The sequence below is a fragment of the Pseudomonas sp. 1176_21 genome (assembly GCF_052850635.1).
Window position 1 is genome coordinate 320,285 of record NZ_VXCV01000002.1, and the last position, 18,206, is coordinate 338,490.

15 protein-coding genes are annotated in these 18,206 nt (G+C 64.6%); 5 read left to right on the forward strand and 10 right to left on the reverse strand.

Annotated elements, in window-relative coordinates:
- The first annotated feature begins 84 nt into the window (after window positions 1-84).
- The 3 genes from FW760_RS06465 to FW760_RS06475 are packed head-to-tail and all read left to right on the forward strand — an operon-like array spanning window position 85 to window position 4,891.
- The gene (locus FW760_RS06465; protein ID WP_043863401.1) at window positions 85-1,050 is read left to right on the forward strand and encodes an HlyD family secretion protein; all 966 of its coding nucleotides are present in this window, start codon (window positions 85-87) and stop codon (window positions 1,048-1,050) included.
- Entirely contained in the window at window positions 1,047-3,782 is a 2,736-nt protein-coding gene (gene rbbA / locus FW760_RS06470; protein WP_116052404.1) for a ribosome-associated ATPase/putative transporter RbbA, read from the forward strand. The genes FW760_RS06465 and rbbA overlap by 4 nt, the downstream gene beginning before the upstream one ends.
- Window positions 3,782-4,891, forward strand: coding sequence for an ABC transporter permease (locus FW760_RS06475; RefSeq protein WP_043863399.1), 1,110 nt, complete (start codon window positions 3,782-3,784; stop codon window positions 4,889-4,891). The genes rbbA and FW760_RS06475 overlap by 1 nt, the downstream gene beginning before the upstream one ends.
- On the opposite strand, the gene FW760_RS06480 is transcribed toward FW760_RS06475, so the two are convergent.
- The gene (locus FW760_RS06480; protein ID WP_054915500.1) at window positions 4,892-5,302 is read right to left on the reverse strand and encodes a flagellar basal body-associated protein FliL; all 411 of its coding nucleotides are present in this window, start codon (window positions 5,300-5,302) and stop codon (window positions 4,892-4,894) included.
- Window positions 5,303-5,458: 156 nt separating this feature from the next.
- Here FW760_RS06480 and FW760_RS06485 point away from each other — a divergent pair, with 156 nt between their 5' ends.
- The gene (locus FW760_RS06485; protein ID WP_043863397.1) at window positions 5,459-6,436 is read left to right on the forward strand and encodes an NADPH:quinone oxidoreductase family protein; all 978 of its coding nucleotides are present in this window, start codon (window positions 5,459-5,461) and stop codon (window positions 6,434-6,436) included.
- Between the two features lie 61 nt (window positions 6,437-6,497).
- Here the strand turns inward: FW760_RS06485 and FW760_RS06490 are convergent, their stop codons facing one another.
- The 7 genes from FW760_RS06490 to trxA all read right to left on the reverse strand — a co-directional run bounded on the left by FW760_RS06490 (window position 6,498) and on the right by trxA (window position 13,039).
- On the reverse strand, window positions 6,498-7,028 hold the full coding sequence (locus tag FW760_RS06490) for a CbrC family protein (RefSeq protein ID WP_054915498.1): 531 nt from the start codon (window positions 7,026-7,028) through the stop codon (window positions 6,498-6,500).
- 11 nt (window positions 7,029-7,039) lie between these two features.
- Window positions 7,040-7,681 (reverse strand): energy transducer TonB, encoded by a 642-nt coding sequence (locus FW760_RS06495; protein ID WP_116052406.1) that lies wholly within the window; start codon window positions 7,679-7,681, stop codon window positions 7,040-7,042.
- 51 nt (window positions 7,682-7,732) lie between these two features.
- The gene (locus FW760_RS06500) at window positions 7,733-8,383 is read right to left on the reverse strand and encodes a gamma-glutamylcyclotransferase (RefSeq protein ID WP_043863394.1); all 651 of its coding nucleotides are present in this window, start codon (window positions 8,381-8,383) and stop codon (window positions 7,733-7,735) included.
- 276 nt (window positions 8,384-8,659) lie between these two features.
- Window positions 8,660-9,628 (reverse strand): CDP-6-deoxy-delta-3,4-glucoseen reductase, encoded by a 969-nt coding sequence (locus FW760_RS06505; protein ID WP_043863393.1) that lies wholly within the window; start codon window positions 9,626-9,628, stop codon window positions 8,660-8,662.
- On the reverse strand, window positions 9,628-11,094 hold the full coding sequence (gene ubiD, locus FW760_RS06510) for a 4-hydroxy-3-polyprenylbenzoate decarboxylase (RefSeq protein ID WP_043863392.1): 1,467 nt from the start codon (window positions 11,092-11,094) through the stop codon (window positions 9,628-9,630). The genes FW760_RS06505 and ubiD overlap by 1 nt, the downstream gene beginning before the upstream one ends.
- Window positions 11,095-11,219: 125 nt before the next feature.
- A complete protein-coding gene (rho, locus tag FW760_RS06515; protein ID WP_043863391.1) occupies window positions 11,220-12,479 on the reverse strand; it encodes a transcription termination factor Rho in 1,260 nt (419 codons plus the stop codon).
- A 230-nt stretch (window positions 12,480-12,709) separates the two neighbouring features.
- The gene (gene trxA, locus FW760_RS06520; protein ID WP_043863390.1) at window positions 12,710-13,039 is read right to left on the reverse strand and encodes a thioredoxin TrxA; all 330 of its coding nucleotides are present in this window, start codon (window positions 13,037-13,039) and stop codon (window positions 12,710-12,712) included.
- 240 nt (window positions 13,040-13,279) lie between these two features.
- Here trxA and ppx point away from each other — a divergent pair, with 240 nt between their 5' ends.
- Window positions 13,280-14,782, forward strand: a complete 1,503-nt coding sequence (gene ppx / locus FW760_RS06525) for an exopolyphosphatase (RefSeq protein WP_043863389.1) — start codon at window positions 13,280-13,282, stop codon at window positions 14,780-14,782.
- Here the strand turns inward: ppx and ppk1 are convergent.
- Together ppk1 and hemB are read right to left on the reverse strand one after the other, a co-directional pair.
- Window positions 14,769-17,003, reverse strand: coding sequence for a polyphosphate kinase 1 (gene ppk1 / locus FW760_RS06530; protein WP_043863388.1), 2,235 nt, complete (start codon window positions 17,001-17,003; stop codon window positions 14,769-14,771). The genes ppx and ppk1 overlap by 14 nt on opposite strands.
- 19 nt (window positions 17,004-17,022) lie before the next feature.
- Complete coding sequence (gene hemB / locus FW760_RS06535; RefSeq protein ID WP_043863387.1) at window positions 17,023-18,033, reverse strand: porphobilinogen synthase; 1,011 nt, start codon at window positions 18,031-18,033, stop codon at window positions 17,023-17,025.
- Window positions 18,034-18,206 lie beyond the last annotated feature (173 nt).

Sequence of the window (18,206 nt, forward strand, 5' to 3'; positions counted from 1 at the left end):
ATGCCCACTCGTTTGATACGTATCAACCCGCCACGGTAGGCAAAACGTCAGACTCTGACGTCAAACGCAGCAGGATGCAGGTGCATGTCGATGAGCCAACACACCCCCAAACTCTTTGCCGGCGCGCTGATTGCGCTGCTGGTGGCAGCCGGCGGCCTGGGCTACTGGAAGTCCATGCACGACCGTCTGCCCGAAGGCCTGAGCATGGGCAACGGTCGCCTTGAGGCCACCGAGGTGCAGATCGCCACCAAAGTGCCGGGGCGCCTGGCCGAAGTGCTGGCCGACGAGGGCGACGTAGTGCACAAGGGCCAACTGCTGGCGCGCATCGACACCCGCACCATGGAGGCCCAGCGCAACCAGGCCGAAGCCGAAGTGCTGCGTGCCCGCGAGAACTACGCGGCCGCCCAGGCCACCGTGCAGCTGCGCCAGAGCGAACAGCTGCTGGCCAGCCAGGAACTCAAGCGCGTGCGCGAACTGTTCCAGCGCAAGTACTCCAGCCAGCAATTGCTCGACCAGCAGCAGGCCCGCTACGACACCAGCAATTCAGCCGTGGTGGCAGCGCGAGCGCAACTCGCGGCAATCAAGGCCGCCATCGGTGCCGCCGAGGCCCAGGTGGCCCAGCTCACCAGCGAAATCGACGACAGCAGCCTGCGCGCGCCCATCGATGGCGTGATCCAGCTGCGCCTGGCCGAACCGGGCGAAGTGCTCGGGGCCGGCGGGCGCGTACTGCTGCTGATCGACCCCAGCGACCAGTACATGAACCTCTATCTGCCCGCCTCCACCACCGGCAAGCTGACCGTGGGCGACCAGGCGCGCATCGTGCTCGATGCCCTGCCCGACCGCGCGCTGCCGGCCAAGATCAGCTTCGTGGCAGCCAAGGCGCAGTTCACCCCCAAGCAGGTGGAAACCCGTGACGAGCGCCAGAAGCTGGTGTTTCGCGTCAAGCTGCGCCTGACCGAGCCCAGCGCGGTGCCCCAGGCCAAGCCCGGCATGCCCGGCGCCGGCTATGTGCGTAGCGCCCCCGTGGACTGGCCGGCCAACCTGCAATGACGGCCCTGGCGCTGCAGGCGCGTGGCATCAGCCACCGCTACGGCTCCCTCGAGGCCCTGCAGGACATCTGCTTTGAACTGCCGGCAGGCACCCGCTGCGGCCTGATCGGCCCGGACGGTGCGGGCAAGTCGAGCCTGCTGGGGCTGATTGCCGGGGTCAAGAAGCTGCAACAGGGCGAGTTGCAGGTGCTGGACGGCTCGATCCGCCAGCGCCGCCACCGCAACAGCCTGTACCCGCGCATCGCCTTCATGCCCCAGGGCCTGGGCGGCAACCTGTACCCTGAGCTGTCGATCAGCGAGAACATCCGCTTCTTCGCCACGCTGTTCGGCCTGAGCCGTTCCGAGTGCGACACGCGCATGCACGCGCTGCTGCTGGCCACCGACCTGGAACGCTTTGCCGAGCGCCCGGCAGGCAAGCTCTCCGGGGGCATGAAGCAGAAACTCGGGCTGTGCTGCGCACTGATCCACGAGCCCGACCTGCTGATTCTCGACGAGCCCACCACCGGCGTCGACCCGCTGTCGCGCCGGCGCTTCTGGGAGCTGGTGGAGCAGGTGCGCAGCGAGCGTCCGCAACTGACCCTGCTGGTGGCCACCGCCTACATGGAAGAGGCCGAACAGTTCGAGCACTGCCTGATGCTCGACCGTGGTCGCCTGATCGCACAGGGGCTGAGCCGCGAGCTGGCCGGCGCCACCGCCAGCGGCAAGCTGGACGACGCCTTCACCTGCTACCAGAGCCAGCAGCAGGATGACCGCAGCCGCACCCAGGCGCCGCTGGTGATCCCGCCACGCCCGGCCGACGACGGCGACATCGCCATCGAGGCCCATGAACTGACCCTGCGCTTCGGCGACTTCACCGCAGTGAACAAGGTCAGCTTCGCCATCGGCCGTGGCGAGATCTTCGGTTTCCTGGGCTCCAACGGCTGCGGCAAGACCACCACCATGAAGGTGCTCACCGGCCTGATGCCGGCCAGCGAAGGCAGCGCCACCCTGCTCGGCCGCCCGGTCGACGCCAAGGACCTGGCCACGCGCAAGCGCGTCGGCTTCATGTCCCAGAGCTTTTCGCTGTATGGCGAACTGAGCGTGCGTCAGAACCTCGAGCTGCACGCACGCCTGTTCGACCTGAACAAGGCCGACAGCACCCCGCGCATCGCCGAACTGATCGAGCGCTTCGACCTGGGCGACATTGCCGACCAGCAGTCCGGCGCCCTGCCGCTGGGCCTGCGCCAGCGCCTGTCGCTGGCCGTGGCGGTGCTGCACCGGCCTGAAGTGCTGATCCTCGACGAACCCACCTCCGGCGTCGACCCGGCCGCACGCGACGACTTCTGGCGCCTGCTGATCGAGCTGTCCCGCGAGCAGGGCGTGACCATCTTCCTGTCCACCCACTTCATGAACGAGGCGCTGCGCTGCGATCGCATCTCGCTGATGCATGCCGGCCGTGTGCTGGCCTGCGATACCCCGGCCGCGCTGCAACAGCAGTTCGGCGGCCAGACCCTGGAAGACGCCTTCGTCACCTGCCTGGAACAGGCGCAGAACAGCAGCCCGGCGCCGACCGAGGCCCAACCGGTGAGCACCACCGCCGAGACCGCCAGCCCGCCGCCCCGCAGCGGCTTCAGCTTCGTGCGGCTGTTCGCGGTAGCCACCCGCGAAGGCAAGGAGCTGCTGCGCGACAAGGTGCGCCTGGCCTTCGCCCTGCTCGGTGCGCTGTTCATGATGGTGATCTTCGGCTATGGCATTTCGCTGGACGTGGAGAACCTGGCATTCGCGGTCTACGACCAGGACCAGAGCCCGCAAAGCCGTCTGTACCTGGAAGCGTTTCGCGGCTCGCGCTACTTCGCCGAGCAGGCGCCGATCCGCGACGCCGCGCAACTGCACAAGCGCCTGCAACGCTCGGAAATCAAGCTGGCGCTGGAGATTCCCCCCGGCTTTGGCCGCGACCTGAATGCCGGGCGCCAGCCGGTGGTGGCGGCCTGGCTCGATGGCGGCATGCCGTTTCGCGCCGAAACCAGCCGCAACTATGTGGAGGCCGTGCACCAGGCCAACCTCGAACAGCTCGCCGCGCTGAGCAGCCGCGCACAGCCAGGCCAGGCAGCGGTAAAGCTTGAAACCCGCTTTCGCTACAACCAGGACGTGATCAGCGTGAACGCCATCGGCCCCGGGGTGATGGCGCTGATCCTGGCGTTCATTCCCGCGATGCTCACGGCGCTGGGCATCGTGCGTGAAAAAGAGCTGGGCTCGATCACCAACTTCTACGCCACGCCGCTCACGCGCCTGGAGTTCCTGCTCGGCAAGCAGGCACCGTACCTGCTGGTGAGCCTGGTCAACCTGGCGTTGCTGGTGGCGATGAACCGCTGGCTGTTCGGCGTGCCCTTCAAGGGCAGCGCACTGGCCCTGGCCTGCGGCGGGGTGCTGTACCTGCTGGCCACCACCAGCCTGGGGCTGCTGATCTCGGCATTCACCCGCACCCAGATCGCGGCGATCCTGGGCACCATGATCATCACCAGCCTGCCGACCATCCAGTTCTCCGGGCTGATCGTGCCACGCTCTTCTCTCGATGGCGCGGCAGCACTGATGGGTCAGCTGTTCCCGGCCGGCTACTTCCTCGACATTGCCGTCGGCACCTTCACCAAGGCCCTGGACCTGCGCGAACTCTGGCCGCAGTGCCTGGCCCTGTTCGGGTTCTTCGCCGGCTTCACCGGGCTGAGCCTGATCATGCTGAAAAAGCAGGAGGTCTGATGCAGCGCCTGGCCCATATCTACCGCCTCGGTCTCAAGGAGCTGACCAGCCTGCGCCACGACAGCGTGCTGCTGCTGTTTCTGCTGTATGCCTTCAGCGTGGCCATCTACATGCCCGCCGCCGGCTCGGTGATCGGCGTGCACAACGCCAGCGTGGCCATCGTCGACGAAGACCACAGCCTGGTCTCGCGCAAGCTGGGCGAGGCGCTGCAACCGCCGGAGTTCCAGCCGGCGGTGACGCTGCCCTACGACCAGCTCGACCAGGCCATGGACAGCGGCCAGTACACCTTCGTGATCAATATCCCGGTGAACTTCCAGAGCGACCTGCTGGCCGGGCGCACCCCGGAACTGCAGGTGAACGTCGACGCCACCGCCATGAGCCAGGCGTTCATGGGCGCCGGCTACATCGGGCGGATCTTCGAACGCGAGCTGCTCGACTACGCCAAGCAGGCCGTGCAGAGCCCGGCGCTGCTGAGCCCACGGGCGCTGTTCAACCCCAACCTGGAGGGCGGCTGGTTTCTGGCGGTGATCCAGATCGTCAACAACATCACCATCCTGGCCATTGTGCTGACCGGCACTGCGCTGCTGCGCGAACGCGAGCATGGCACCCTCGACCACCTGCTGGTACTGCCACTGACGGCACTGGAAATCATGCTGGCCAAGATCGGCAGCAACGCGCTGGTGGTGGTGCTGTGCACCTGGGTGTCGCTGGAGGTGGTGGTCAAGGGGGCATTGGGAGTGCCGCTGGCCGGCTCCATGGGGTTGTTCCTGGGCGTGACCGCGCTGTACCTGTTCGCCAGCACCGCGCTGGGGATCTTCCTCGCCACACTGGCGCGCTCGACCCCGCAGTTCGGCTTGCTGGCGATCCCGGTGATCATCCCGATGCTGTTGCTGTCGGGCGGCAGCACGCCGCTGGACAGCATGCCGCAATGGCTGCAGTGGGTGATGCAGCTGTCACCCTCCACCCACTTCGTCAGCCTGGGTGCCGCGATCCTGTTCCGCGACGCCGACGCATCGGTGGTGTGGCCGGACCTGCTTGCGCTGGCGGCGATCGGCCTGGCGTTCTTTGCGATCGCCCTGGCACGCTTTCGCCGCAGCCTGGCCTCGTGACTACTGCACGATCAGGTTGTTGAACAGCAGGTCGGCCACCACCGGCCGGCCTTCTTCGCCGTTGAGCACCTGCTGCACCTGCTTGAGGGCTTCCTGGCGAAGGTGTTCCTTGGCCTCGACGTTGCTCATGCCGTCCAGGCTCTGCTGGGTGAACAGGGCCACCAGCTGGTTGCGGATCAGCGGTTCGTGGTGCTTGACCGCGGCCGCATCCACATCGTTGTCCACGCGCAACGCCACATCGGCCTTGTACACGCGCAGCTTGGGGCCGCCATCAAGGGCATAGTTGCCCACCAGTGGCGGGGTCAGGGAGATGTACGACACCTTCGGCGCGCCCTCTCCGTCCTTGGCTTCTTCGGCCATGGCCGCCGCTGGCAGCATCAGGGCCAGTACCATCAAGATCCACGCTTTCACCAATTCGCTCCTCAAACAGTTGGCGCCAGCATACCCAGCGCCTTCGCCAAACCCAAGCCCGGGCTTATGCCGGCTTATCAGGCCGGGGCATGCTCGTTGACCCGACACCCTGCCCACCTACACTTATCGGCCACCACCCGCAAAGGAATAGCCCTGATGAAAGCCGTGTTGTGCAAAGCCCATGGTCCGGCCAGCGACCTGGTCCTCGAAGAGGTCGCCAGCCCCGTGCCCAAACGCAATGAAGTGCTGGTGCAGGTGCATGCGGCGGGGGTCAACTTCCCCGACACCCTGATCATCCAGGGCAAGTACCAGTTCCAGCCGCCACTGCCGTTCTCGCCGGGTGGCGAAGCAGCAGGGGTAGTGCTGGAGGTGGGCGAAAAGGCCGGGCCGTTGCAGGTGGGCGACCGGGTGATGGCGCTGACCGGCTGGGGCAGCTTTGCCGAGCAGATCGCGGTGCCGGGCTACAACGTGATGCCGATCCCGGCGCACATGGACTTCGCCACGGCTGCCGCATTCGGCATGACCTACGGCACCTCGATGTACGCGCTCACCCAGCGCGGGCATCTGCAAGCCGGGGAAACCCTGCTGGTGCTGGGCGCGTCGGGCGGTGTCGGGCTGGCGGCGGTGGAGATCGGCAAGGCCCTGGGCGCGCGGGTGATCGCAGCGGCCAGCAGCGCCGACAAGCTGGCCGTGGCCAAGGCTGCCGGTGCCGACGAGCTGATCAACTACAGCGAAAGCGGCCTCAAGGACGAGATCAAGCGCCTGACCGGTGGCCAGGGCGTGGACGTGGTTTTCGACCCGGTGGGCGGCGAGCTGTTCGAGCAGGCGGTGCGCGGGCTGGCGTGGAACGGACGGATGCTGGTGGTGGGGTTCGCCAGCGGGCAGATCCCGCAGTTGGCGGTGAACCTGACGCTGCTCAAGGGCGCGGCGGTGCTGGGGGTGTTCTGGGGTGCGTTCGCGCAGCGCCAGCCGGCGGATAACGCCGCGAACTTCAAGCAGCTGTTTGCGTGGCATGCCGAGGGCAAGCTGAAACCGCTGGTGTCGCAGACCTACCCACTGGCCGATGCCGGGGCTGCAATCGAGCAGTTGGCGGGGCGCAAGGCGGTGGGCAAGCTGGTGGTGTCTGTGCGATAGCCAAACCCGCTCCCGCACTGCCCTGTGGGAGCGGACTTGACCCGCGACAGAGGCGTGAACGTCAGCTCATGTCCCAGGCCAGCAGCACCTGCTTGCACCCACGGCACACGAACTTGTAGAACCCGGTATCCCCGCCCGGCGCATACCCCACCGCGGCCCACGACCAGTCCTCCACGGTCATGCCGTTGTACTCGGCCCAGTGCTCCCGGGTCGCCGGCGTGGCCTCACTGATGTCCTCGGCGCTGGCGTCCCCGTGGAACTCGCAGGCGTCACCGCAATGGTGCATCCACTGGCTGTCCTGCCATGTGGGATAGCCCGGCGTGCGATAGGCGATCTCGTCGAGCACCTCAGGCTTTATGCCCGCCTCCCCCATCGCATACACATCATGGAAACTGCCGTCGTAGCGCCTGGCCGCCGAACCATCGGCAATGCACCACGGGCAGATATCGCCCTCGAGTGTCTGCGCGGTGTACAGCGTGCCGTCATACAGGTAACCACGCGCCTGCCCGCAGCACACGCAAGCCTCGCTGCTGGCCACGATGTAATGAACCTTGCCGGGGTAATAGGTAAAGACCGGAAGTGGTGTTGTCATGGCATTCCTTCTCACAGCTGCTTGAGCGCAAGGTCACGCAGTTGCTGCGGCCAGGCGTCGATGAACATCAGGTCGGGCTGCCCGGCGCAGCGCCGCTCGATAGACGGCAGCGCTGCCTCGAACGCCTGCTGCGCCTGCTTGAACTGCAGCAGGGTGGGCGATGCGGGTGACGTCCTGGCCAGCAAGCCGATGGACGTGGCCACGCTGTCCATCTGCCACAGCGGCTGATGCGAGCGGATCTGACGGTAGGTGGCCAGGTAGTAACTGAACAGCTTGCACTGCAGCTGCGGCAACGCGGCCTGGGCATCCAGGGTCATCGCCATGGACTGCTCATCCATGCGAAAGAGCAGGCTCTGCACCACATCGGTTTTCACCGGCTCGCCCGCGGCCACCGTCCAGGGTTCGAACCGCACCTTTGCGATGGCCGCTTCTGCAGACGCACTGAACAACGCATGATCACTGTGCTTGACGGTTACATGGCTGACCGAGCCATCGCGCGAATCGACCTGGTAGCCGATGCGCACAGCGCCCTCCAGGCCCACCAGCCTCATGGCCCTCGGGTAAACCGGGGCCGGGGGCTGTGCGAACGTGGGCACATGCTCGGCCTGCACGGCGCAGCACCAGCACAACAGTATTCCAAGCCAGCGTTTCATCCCTGATTCCCAACACGTCCATTGATAAGGGGCGCGATGGTACCGCAGGCTTCACGCCTTGTCCGCCGAATGACAACGCTTGAAGCGTGCCTCCAGGTTGCGGTCGGGCATGGCATGGGTGCGCAGCGCCGAAAGGGTCTGCTCGACATAGTCGCGGGTGGTGCCGTAGCGGCCCTTGGCGCTGGCCAGGATATGGCTGAGCAAGGTGTCGGGCAGGTTGCCGGCATAGCACGGCAGGTGCCGCTCCAGCACGAAGCCCAGTGCCTGCACCTTGCTGCCGTCCTCGAGGCGGCAGTTGAGCCAGTGCGGACGGTACGCCGGGTACGGCATCTCGCGCTGCCACAGCGCCAGCAATGAATCCTCCAGGCGCTCTTCGGGCAGCCGATAGGCAAAGCCGCTGCACGAGCCACCACGGTCCAGACCGAACACCAGCCCCGGGCACTCCGGAGTGCCGCGGTGCTCGTGGGACCACAGGTACAGGCCGCGATGATAGCCATGCACGCGTGCGCGCCGGCGCTCGGCCGCGCTGCATTCCGGTCGCCAGATCAGCGAGCCATAGGCAAACAGCCAGACCGGGCCGCCCTGATGGCGGGACATGGTGTGATCAACCGATTGTCGAAGTTGCTCGTGGGTCAGTTGCTGACCGAAGTCGAGCACCGGAGGGTACGCCAAACTCGAGGGTGCAGTTTCAATTGCCGACATGATCGCCGCCAGAATTCCTCGTGAACTACTGAAGTGGCCCACTGTAAAGTCATTGCAATAACAATACATCGACCGTACGGCAGATGGCCGCTCGAATACAAGCCCCCGTTGCAAACAAAGCCCCCAGCACCGGGGCTTTCAGGCCTGCTGTTTCAAGTGTAGTAATAGTTTTTGGCGGTGCTTGCAATAATTAACGCGACCAGCACTTATAACCAACGAGGCACAATCGGGTTATTTGAATCGGCGCGTTATTGCAACGCGCCGTTATTACCTAAGTTAGCCGCGCGGGGCATAAGCGAATACATCGGCGCGCATCTGGTGTGCGTCCATGCCAGCGTCCACCAGGGCATCGAGGGTGGCGTAGATCATGGTGGGCGAGCCACTGGCATACACGTGCACGCCCGCAAGGTCGGCAATGTCTTCGCACACGGCCTCGTGCAGCAGTCCGCAGCGCCCCTCCCAGCCGCACAAGTCGCTCACTACCTTGTGCAGGAACAGGTTGGGCAGCGTTGCCCACTCGTCCCAGTGCTCGATCTGATAGAAGTCTTCCGGGCGGCGCACTCCCCAGTACAGGTGCACCGGGTGCTTGAAGCCGCTGGCCCGGCAATGTTCGATCAGGCTGTGCATCTGCGCCATGCCGGTACCGGCAGCAATCAGTACCAGCGGCCCGTCCGGCAGTTCGGCCAGGTGCGTGTCGCCAAACGGCAGCTCCACCCGCGCCATGCGGTTGCGCTGCAACTGTGCGATCAGTTCCAGTGCACTGCTCTCGCGGGCCAGCACGTGCAGCTCCAGGTCACGCCCGCTGTGTGGCGCCGAGGCCAGCGAGAACGCGGCCTTGTCGCCAGCTTCGCGCTCGATCATCAGGTACTGCCCGGCGTGGTAGCGCGGCGGCTTGCCGGCCGGCGCGCGCAGACGCACGCGCCACACGTCGCCGCCCACCTCGACACATTCGCTCAACTGGCAGGCCAGCTTGCGCACCGGCAGCTCGCCCAGGGCCAACACGCCATCCCACAGCAACACGCAATCCTCCAGCGGCTCGGCGATGCAGGTGTACAGCTCGCCATGGTCCTTCACCTCGCCATCCTGGCGCACACGGCCTTCCACCAGCAGTGCCGCGCACACATGGCAATTGCCATTGCGGCAGCTCTGCGGGCAGTCATAGCCCAGACGACGGGCCCCATCCAGTATGCGCTCACCAGGGTTCAGTGCCAGCACCGCCCCGGAGGGCTGCAAGGTAACCTGCATCAGTCTATTCCCAACTGTGTCCACAGCTCATCGATGCGTCGGGTGACGGCCTCGTCCTTGACGATGACACGCCCCCACTCGCGGGTGGTTTCGCCCGGCCACTTGTGGGTGGCATCCAGGCCCATCTTCGAGCCCAGGCCGGAAACCGGCGAGGCGAAGTCCAGGTAGTCGATCGGTGTGTTGTCGATCATCACGGTATCGCGCTTGGGGTCCATGCGCGTGGTGATGGCCCAGATCACGTCGTTCCAGTCCCGCGCGTTGATGTCGTCGTCGGTGACGATCACGAACTTGGTGTACATGAACTGGCGCAGGAACGACCACACCCCCAGCATCACGCGCTTGGCGTGCCCTGGGTACTGTTTTTTCATGGTGACCACCGCCATGCGGTACGAGCAGCCTTCAGGCGGCAGGTAGAAGTCGGTGATCTCGGGGAACTGCTTCTGCAGGATCGGCACGAACACTTCGTTCAGCGCCACGCCCAGAATCGCCGGCTCGTCAGGCGGACGCCCGGTGTAGGTGCTGTGATAGATCGGCTTGGTGCGGTGGGTGATGCGCTCCACGGTGAACACCGGGAAGCTGTCGACTTCGTTGTAGTAGCCGGTGTGATCGCCATACGGGCCCTCGGGCGCCATCTCGCCGGGGTGGATCACGCCTTCGAGGATGATCTCGGCGGTGGCGGGCACCTGCAGGTCATTGCCGCGGCACTTGACCAGCTCGGTACGGTTGCCGCGCAGCAGGCCGGCGAAGGCGTACTCGGACAGGCTGTCGGGCACCGGGGTCACCGCGCCGAGGATGGTCGCCGGGTCGGCGCCCAGTGCCACGGCCACCGGGAACGGCTGGCCAGGGTGCTTCTCGCACCACTCGCGGTAGTCCAGCGCGCCGCCACGGTGGCTCAGCCAGCGCATGATGACCTTGTTGCGGGCGATGACCTGCTGGCGATAGATGCCCAGGTTCTGGCGGTCCTTGTTCGGACCACGGGTCACGGTCAGGCCCCAGGTGATCAGCGGCGCCACGTCGCCCGGCCAGCAGTGCTGGATCGGCAGCGCGCCAAGATCGACGTCGTCCCCCTCGATCACCACGTCGTGGCAGGGCGCATCCTTGACCACCTTGGGCGCCATCGAGATGACCTTCTTGAAGATCGGCAGCTTCGACCAGGCGTCCTTCAGCCCCTTGGGCGGCTCGGGCTCCTTGAGGAAGGCCAGCAGCTTGCCGATCTCGCGCAGTTCGCTGACCGACTCGGCGCCCATGCCCATGGCCACGCGCTCCGGGGTGCCGAACAGGTTGCCCAGCACCGGGATGTCGAAACCGGTAGGGTTCTCGAACAGCAACGCCGGGCCCTTGGCACGCAGGGTGCGGTCGCAGACCTCGGTCATTTCCAGGATCGGGGAGATGGGGACCTGAATGCGCTTGAGTTCGCCGCGCTGTTCCAGGCCGCGGATAAAGTCGCGCAAATCGCGATACTGCATGCGGGAGCCTCGTGTTCGCCGTAGCGGTCGGGGTGCAAAGTGTAGCGCCGAACCCCGCCCGCCAGAATAGACAATGTACAGATAGCAAAAAGCCGGGTTTCCCCGGCTCTTGCGTACCGCCCGTGTTACTTGCGCTTCATCGACAGGAAGAACTCGTCGTTGGTCTTGGTCTGCTTGAGCTTGTCGACCAGGAACTCGATGGCGGCGATCTCGTCCATCGGGTGCAGCAGCTTGCGCAGGATCCACATGCGCTGCAGCTCGTCGTCGGCGGTCAGCAGCTCTTCGCGACGGGTACCCGAACGGTTGATGTTGATGGCCGGGAACACGCGCTTCTCGGCAATGCGACGGTCCAGGGGCAGTTCCATGTTGCCGGTACCCTTGAACTCTTCGTAGATCACTTCGTCCATCTTCGAGCCGGTCTCGACCAGCGCGGTGGCGATGATGGTCAGCGAACCGCCTTCCTCGATGTTACGTGCAGCACCGAAGAAACGCTTCGGCTTCTCCAGGGCGTGGGCGTCGACACCACCGGTCAGCACCTTGCCGGAGCTCGGGATCACGGTGTTGTAGGCACGGGCCAGACGGGTGATCGAGTCGAGCAGGATGACCACGTCCTTCTTGTGCTCGACCAGGCGCTTGGCCTTCTCGATGACCATCTCGGCCACTTGCACGTGACGGGTTGGCGGCTCGTCGAAGGTGGAGGCGACCACTTCGCCGCGCACGGTGCGCTGCATCTCGGTCACTTCTTCCGGGCGCTCGTCGATCAGCAGCACGATCAGGTGGCACTCGGGGTTGTTGCGGGTGATGTTGGCCGCGATGTTCTGCAGCATGATGGTCTTGCCCGCTTTCGGCGGGGCGACGATCAGGCCGCGCTGGCCCTTGCCGATCGGCGCGCACAGGTCGATGACGCGACCGGTGAGGTCTTCGGTGGAACCGTTGCCGGCTTCCATCTTCAGGCGCTTGTTCGGGAACAACGGCGTCAGGTTTTCGAAGAGGATCTTGTTCTTCGCGTTTTCCGGACGGTCGTAGTTGATGGTGTCGACCTTGAGCAGCGCGAAGTAGCGCTCGCCTTCTTTGGGCGGGCGGATCTTGCCGACGATGGTGTCACCGGTACGCAGGTTGAAGCGACGAATCTGGCTGGGCGAGACATAGATGTCGTCCGGGCCGGCCAGGTACGAAGCGTCAGCCGAACGCAGGAAGCCGAAACCGTCCTGGAGAATCTCCAGCACGCCGTCACCGGAGATTTCCTCGCCGCTTTTCGCGTGCTTTTTCAACAGGGAGAAAATCACGTCCTGCTTGCGCGAACGGGCCATATTTTCTATGCCCATCTGTTCGGCCAATTCGAGCAGATCGGTAATCGGCTTTTGCTTGAGTTCAGTCAGATTCATAAGGGGAATGACGTAATCATGTAAGAAGGGGGAATTAAGCTTCTGGCTTAATGAAGCCGCGCCGCAGAGAAGGCGACAGGATCGCGTACTAATTCGAATTGAGGTGCGTCGGCGACGGCGTGCAGGGGGCACTGAAAGAAACAGTGCGAGGCCGAATGTATCACTTGCATTTTCTGGCGTCTAGTCACCAGACAGAGAAAAGCCCCGACGAATGCGGGGCTTTTTTCGACTCAGATATTGGCGTCGAGGAACGCCTGCAGCTGAGACTTGGACAATGCGCCGACCTTGGTCGCCTCGACATTGCCGTTCTTGAACAGCATCAGCGTCGGGATGCCACGCACGCCGTGCTTGGCTGGGGTTTCCTGGTTTTCGTCGATGTTCAGCTTGGCGACGGTCAGTTTGCCCTCGTAGGTAGCGGCGATGTCGTCCAGAACCGGAGCGATCATTTTGCATGGGCCGCACCATTCAGCCCAGTAGTCGACCAGCACCGGACCTTCAGCCTTGAGCACGTCGGCTTCGAAGGTGGCGTCGGTGACGTGTTTGATAAGATCGCTGCTCATGGAAGTCTCCAAGGTCGTAAGCAAAAAAACGTGGCCCATCATAGCCGCCATCGCCGTAGACAGGAAGCCACGCGCGATTGACTGTAACTATAGTTGTGCGAGACGTTGCATATCGACTGTCACACAAAAGTCATAAAAAAGACTCGCAACTGCGTCAGGTCAAGCCTTGCCACACTGCGCGTTGGCGTCGGCGGCGGATCGTGGCACGATTGCCGGGTTATCGACCGAGAACCCATCACCATGCCGCAAAACCCAGCCAAGAATCTGTCCCTGATAGCCGCCATCGACCTGGGCTCCAACAGTTTTCACATGGTCGTGGCCAAGGCCCACCACAACGACATTCGCATCCTGGAGCGGTTGGGGGAAAAGGTTCAGCTGGCCGCCGGCATCGACGAAGAGCGCCAGCTCAGCGAAGAGTCCATGCAACGCGGGCTCGACTGCCTCAAGCGCTTCGCCCAGCTGATCAACGGCATGCCTGACGGCGCGGTGCGCATCGTCGGCACCAACGCCTTGCGCGAAGCGCGCAACCGCGGCGAATTCATCCGCCGCGCCGAAGCCATTCTCGGACACCCGGTGGAGGTGATTTCCGGCCGTGAAGAAGCACGCCTGATCTACCTGGGCGTCTCCCATACCCTCGCCGACACCCCCGGCAAGCGCCTGGTGGCCGACATCGGCGGCGGCAGTACCGAATTCATCATCGGCCAGCGCTTCGAGCCCCTGCTGCGCGAAAGCCTGCAGATGGGCTGCGTGAGCTTCACCCAGCGTTACTTTCGCGACGGCAAGATCACCCCGGCGCGCTATGCCCAGGCCTACACCGCCGCGCGCCTGGAGCTGATGAGCATCGAGAACGCCCTGCACCGCCTGACCTGGGATGAAGCCATCGGCTCCTCGGGCACCATCCGCGCCATCGGCCTGGCCCTGAAGGCCGGCGGCATGGGCAATGGCGAGGTCAACGCCGAAGGTCTGGCCTGGCTCAAGCGCAAACTGTTCAAGCTGGGCGATACCGACAAGATCGACTTCGAAGGGGTCAAGCCCGACCGGCGCACCATCTTCCCGGCGGGCCTGGCGATCCTGGAGGCGATCTTCGACGCGCTGGAACTGCAACGCATGGACCACTGCGAAGGTGCCCTGCGCGAAGGCGTGCTGTACGACCTGCTGGGCCGCCACCACCACGAAGACGTGCGCGAGCGCACCCTGACCTCGCTGATGGAGCGCTACCACGTCGACCAGGGCCAGGCGGCACGGGTCGAGCGCAAGGCGCTGCATGCCTTCGACCAGGTGGCCAAGGCGTGGGATCTTGAAGACGGGATCTGGCGCGAACTGCTGGGCTGGGCGGCCAAGGTGCACGAAGTGGGGCTGGACATCGCCCACTATCATTACCACAAGCACGGCGCCTACCTGATCGAGCACTCCGACCTGGCCGGCTTCTCCCGTGAAGACCAGCAGATGCTGGCACTGCTGGTGCGCGGGCACCGGCGCAACATCCCCAAGGACAAGTTCGCCGAATTCGGCGACGACGGCGTGAAGCTGATTCGTCTGTGCGTGCTGCTGCGCTTCGCGATCCTGTTCCACCACATCCGCGGCACCCAGCAGATGCCGACGGTCAAGCTGCATGCCGCCGGCCAGAGCCTGGATGTGGAGTTCCCGGCCGGCTGGCTGGAACAGAACCAGCTGACCCAGGCCGATTTCGGCCTGGAAGCCGAATGGCTGGCCCGGGTCGGCTTTACCCTCAGCGTACGATAAGCACCGGGTTGCTCAGGCGCTCGAGCAGAGTGGCCTGGGCACTGCGCGGGTTCTGGTTGCCGGTCGGCGTGCTGCGCACATAGCGGCCGTCCGACTGCAGCAGCCACGCGTGAGTGTTGTCGGTCAGGTACCCCTCCAGCTCCTTCTTCACCCGCAGGATCAGCTTCTTGCCCTCCACCGGGAAGCAGGTCTCGACACGCTTGTCGAGGTTGCGCTCCATCCAGTCGGCACTGGAAAGGAACATCTGCTCTTCCCCGCCATTGAGGAAGTAGAACGCCCGGGTGTGTTCCAGGAAACGCCCAATGATCGAGCGCACGTGGATATTGTGCGAAACGCCCGGAATGCCCGGACGCAGGCAGCACATGCCACGCACCACCAGGTCGATGCGCACGCCCGACTGGCTGGCCTTGTACAACGCCTTGATGATCTTGGGGTCGGTCAGCGAGTTGAACTTGGCGATGATGTGCGCCGGCTTGCCTTCCAGGGCGAACTGGGTCTCGCGCGCGATCATGTCGAGCATGCCCTTCTTGAGGGTGAACGGCGCGTGCAGCAGCTTCTTCATGCGCAGGGTCTTGCCCATGCCGATCAACTGGCTGAACAGCTTGCCGACGTCCTCGCACAAGGCGTCGTCGGAGGTCAGCAGGCTGTAGTCGGTGTACAGGCGGGCGTTGCCGGCGTGGTAGTTGCCGGTACCCAGGTGCGCATAACGCACGATCTCGCCGGCCTCGCGCCGCAGAATCAGCATCATCTTGGCGTGGGTCTTGAACCCGACCACGCCATAGATCACCACCGCACCCGCCGCTTGCAGGCGGCTGGCCATCTGCAGGTTGGACTCTTCGTCGAAACGCGCGCGCAGTTCGATCACCGCGGTGACCTCCTTGCCGTTACGCGCCGCGTCCACCAGCGCGTCGACGATCTCGGAGTTGGCGCCGCTGCGGTACAGGGTCTGGCGCACGGCCAGCACGTGCGGGTCTTTCGCCGCCTGACGCAGCAGGTCGACCACCGGGGTGAACGACTCGAAGGGGTGCATCAGCAGGATGTCCTGCTTGCTGATGACACTGAAAATGTTCTCGCTGTTCTGCAACAGCTTGGGAATCGCCGGAGTGAACGGCGTGTACTGCAGCTCCGGGTGGCTGTCCAGGCTGGTGATGCTGAACAGGCGCGTGAGGTTGACCGGGCCATTGACCTGGTACACCTCGTGCTCGCTCAGGCTGAACTGCTTGAGCAGGTAGTCGGACAGGTGCTTGGGACAGGTATCGGCCACTTCCAGGCGCACCGCATCGCCATAGCGACGCGAGAACAGCTCGCCACGCAGGGCGCGGGCCAGGTCTTCGACGTCCTCGGAGTCCAGCGCCAGGTCGGCGTTGCGGGTCAGACGGAACTGGTAGCAGCCCTTGACCTTCATGCCCTGGAACAGGTCGTCGGCGTGCGCATGGATCATCGACGACAGGAACACGTAGTTGTCGCCGGGGCCACCGACGTCTTCCGGCACCTTGATCACCCGCGGCAGCAGTCGCGGCGCCGGAATGATCGCCAGGCCCGAATCACGGCCGAACGCATCGATGCCTTCGAGCTCGACGATGAAGTTCAGGCTCTTGTTCACCAGCAGCGGGAACGGGTGGGTCGGGTCCAGGCCGATCGGGGTAATGATCGGCGCGATCTCGTCGCGGAAGTAGCGGCGCACCCAGGTCTTGAGCTTGGTGGTCCAGTGACGCCGGCGGATGAAGCGAATCTGGTGCTTTTCCAGCTCCGGCAGCAGCACGTCGTTGAGGATCGCGTACTGGCGGTCCACTTCGCTGTGCACCAGCTCGCTGATGCGCGCCAGCGCCTGATGCGGCTGCAGGCCGTCGGCGCCGGCCTGCTCGCGAGCGAAGGTGATCTGCTTCTTCAGGCCCGCCACACGAATTTCGAAGAACTCATCCAGGTTGCTGGAAAAGATCAGCAGGAACTTCAGTCGCTCCAGCAGCGGGTAGGACTCGTCCAGCGCCTGCTCCAGCACGCGGATGTTGAACTGCAGCTGGGACAATTCGCGATGGATGTACAGGCTGCTGTCGTCCAGGCCCGGCACGGCAATCGCCGGCACCGCCGGGGCCGGAGCCACCACGGGCGCCTCGGCTTCGACCACCGGCGCGGGCTCGAGGTCCGGCGGGGTTTCGACCAGTTGCTCGGGCACCGGCTGGGCATCCTTCACTTCGACTTCGGTAAGTGCTTCGTTATTCATCTAGCGTTCCTGAAGGGCGTTACTGCCCTCTCATCAATTGTGCGGCGCGAACAGCGAAATAGGTCAGGATGCCGTCGGCGCCCGCCCGTTTGAAAGCGGTGAGGGATTCGAGGATAACCCCTTCCGAGAGCCAGCCGTTCTGGATCGCGGCCATGTGCATCGCGTACTCGCCACTGACCTGGTAGACGAAGGTCGGCACCTTGAACTCGTCCTTGACCCGCGCAAGGATATCCAGATACGGCATGCCTGGCTTGACCATTACCATGTCGGCGCCTTCGGACAGGTCGGCGGCCACTTCGTGCAGGGCCTCGTTGGTGTTGGCCGGGTCCATCTGGTACGAGGCCTTGTTGGCCTTGCCCAGGTTCAGCGCCGAGCCGACCGCGTCGCGGAACGGGCCGTAGTAGGCGCTGGCATACTTGGCCGAGTAGGCCATGATGCGCACGTTGACATGACCGGCCAGCTCCAGGGCTTCACGGATCGCCTGGATCCGCCCGTCCATCATGTCCGACGGGGCCACCACCTGGGCGCCGGCCTCGGCATGCGACAGCGCCTGGCGCACCAGGGCGTCGACGGTGATGTCGTTCTGGACGTAGCCTTCCTCGTCGAGGATACCGTCCTGGCCGTGGGTGGTGAACGGGTCCAGTGCCACGTCGGTGATCACCCCCAGCTCCGGGAAGCGGTCGCGCAGGGCGCGGGTGGCGCGCTGGGCAATACCGTCCGGGTTGTAGGCTTCGGCGCCATCCAGCGACTTCCTGTCCAGCGGGGTCACCGGGAACAGGGCCAGCGCCGGAATACCCAGCTTCACCCACTCCTCGGCGGCCTGCAGCAGCAGGTCGATGCTCAGGCGCTCCACGCCCGGCATCGAGGCGACTTCCTCGCGACGGTTTTCGCCGTCCAGCACGAACACCGGCAGGATCAGGTCGTCAACAGTCAGTGTGGTTTCGCGCACCAGGCGACGGGAAAAGTCGTCACGGCGGTTGCGACGCAGGCGAGTGGCAGGAAACAAACGGTTAGCGGGGGTAAAGCTCACGGCAGACTCCTGAGCCCGCGCAGGCGGGCGAGCGCGACAGTTATAAGCAGCCATTATGACGCCCGTATGACGACCTGAGGCAACCCTGCGACTTATGGACGCATTCATTCTCCTTGTAGGAAATGTTCACGTCGAGACACATTTGGACACTTTCCCTAAAGCCTCCCAGGGGG

Bases quoted from the DNA above. Each gene is read 5' to 3' on its own strand.
- rho (WP_043863391.1), bottom strand. From the start codon at position 12,479: ATGAATCTGACTGAACTCAAGCAAAAGCCGATTACCGATCTGCTCGAA.
- trxA (WP_043863390.1), bottom strand. From the start codon at position 13,039: ATGAGCAGCGATCTTATCAAACACGTCACCGACGCCACCTTCGAAGCC.
- ppk1 (WP_043863388.1), bottom strand. From the start codon at position 17,003: ATGAATAACGAAGCACTTACCGAAGTCGAAGTGAAGGATGCCCAGCCG.
- FW760_RS06475 (WP_043863399.1), top strand. From the start codon at position 3,782: ATGCAGCGCCTGGCCCATATCTACCGCCTCGGTCTCAAGGAGCTGACC.
- ubiD (WP_043863392.1), bottom strand. From the start codon at position 11,094: ATGCAGTATCGCGATTTGCGCGACTTTATCCGCGGCCTGGAACAGCGC.
- FW760_RS06490 (WP_054915498.1), bottom strand. From the start codon at position 7,028: ATGACAACACCACTTCCGGTCTTTACCTATTACCCCGGCAAGGTTCAT.
- FW760_RS06500 (WP_043863394.1), bottom strand. From the start codon at position 8,383: ATGTCGGCAATTGAAACTGCACCCTCGAGTTTGGCGTACCCTCCGGTG.
- FW760_RS06465 (WP_043863401.1), top strand. From the start codon at position 85: ATGTCGATGAGCCAACACACCCCCAAACTCTTTGCCGGCGCGCTGATT.
- FW760_RS06505 (WP_043863393.1), bottom strand. From the start codon at position 9,628: ATGCAGGTTACCTTGCAGCCCTCCGGGGCGGTGCTGGCACTGAACCCT.
- FW760_RS06495 (WP_116052406.1), bottom strand. From the start codon at position 7,681: ATGAAACGCTGGCTTGGAATACTGTTGTGCTGGTGCTGCGCCGTGCAG.
- rbbA (WP_116052404.1), top strand. From the start codon at position 1,047: ATGACGGCCCTGGCGCTGCAGGCGCGTGGCATCAGCCACCGCTACGGC.
- FW760_RS06485 (WP_043863397.1), top strand. From the start codon at position 5,459: ATGAAAGCCGTGTTGTGCAAAGCCCATGGTCCGGCCAGCGACCTGGTC.
- ppx (WP_043863389.1), top strand. From the start codon at position 13,280: ATGCCGCAAAACCCAGCCAAGAATCTGTCCCTGATAGCCGCCATCGAC.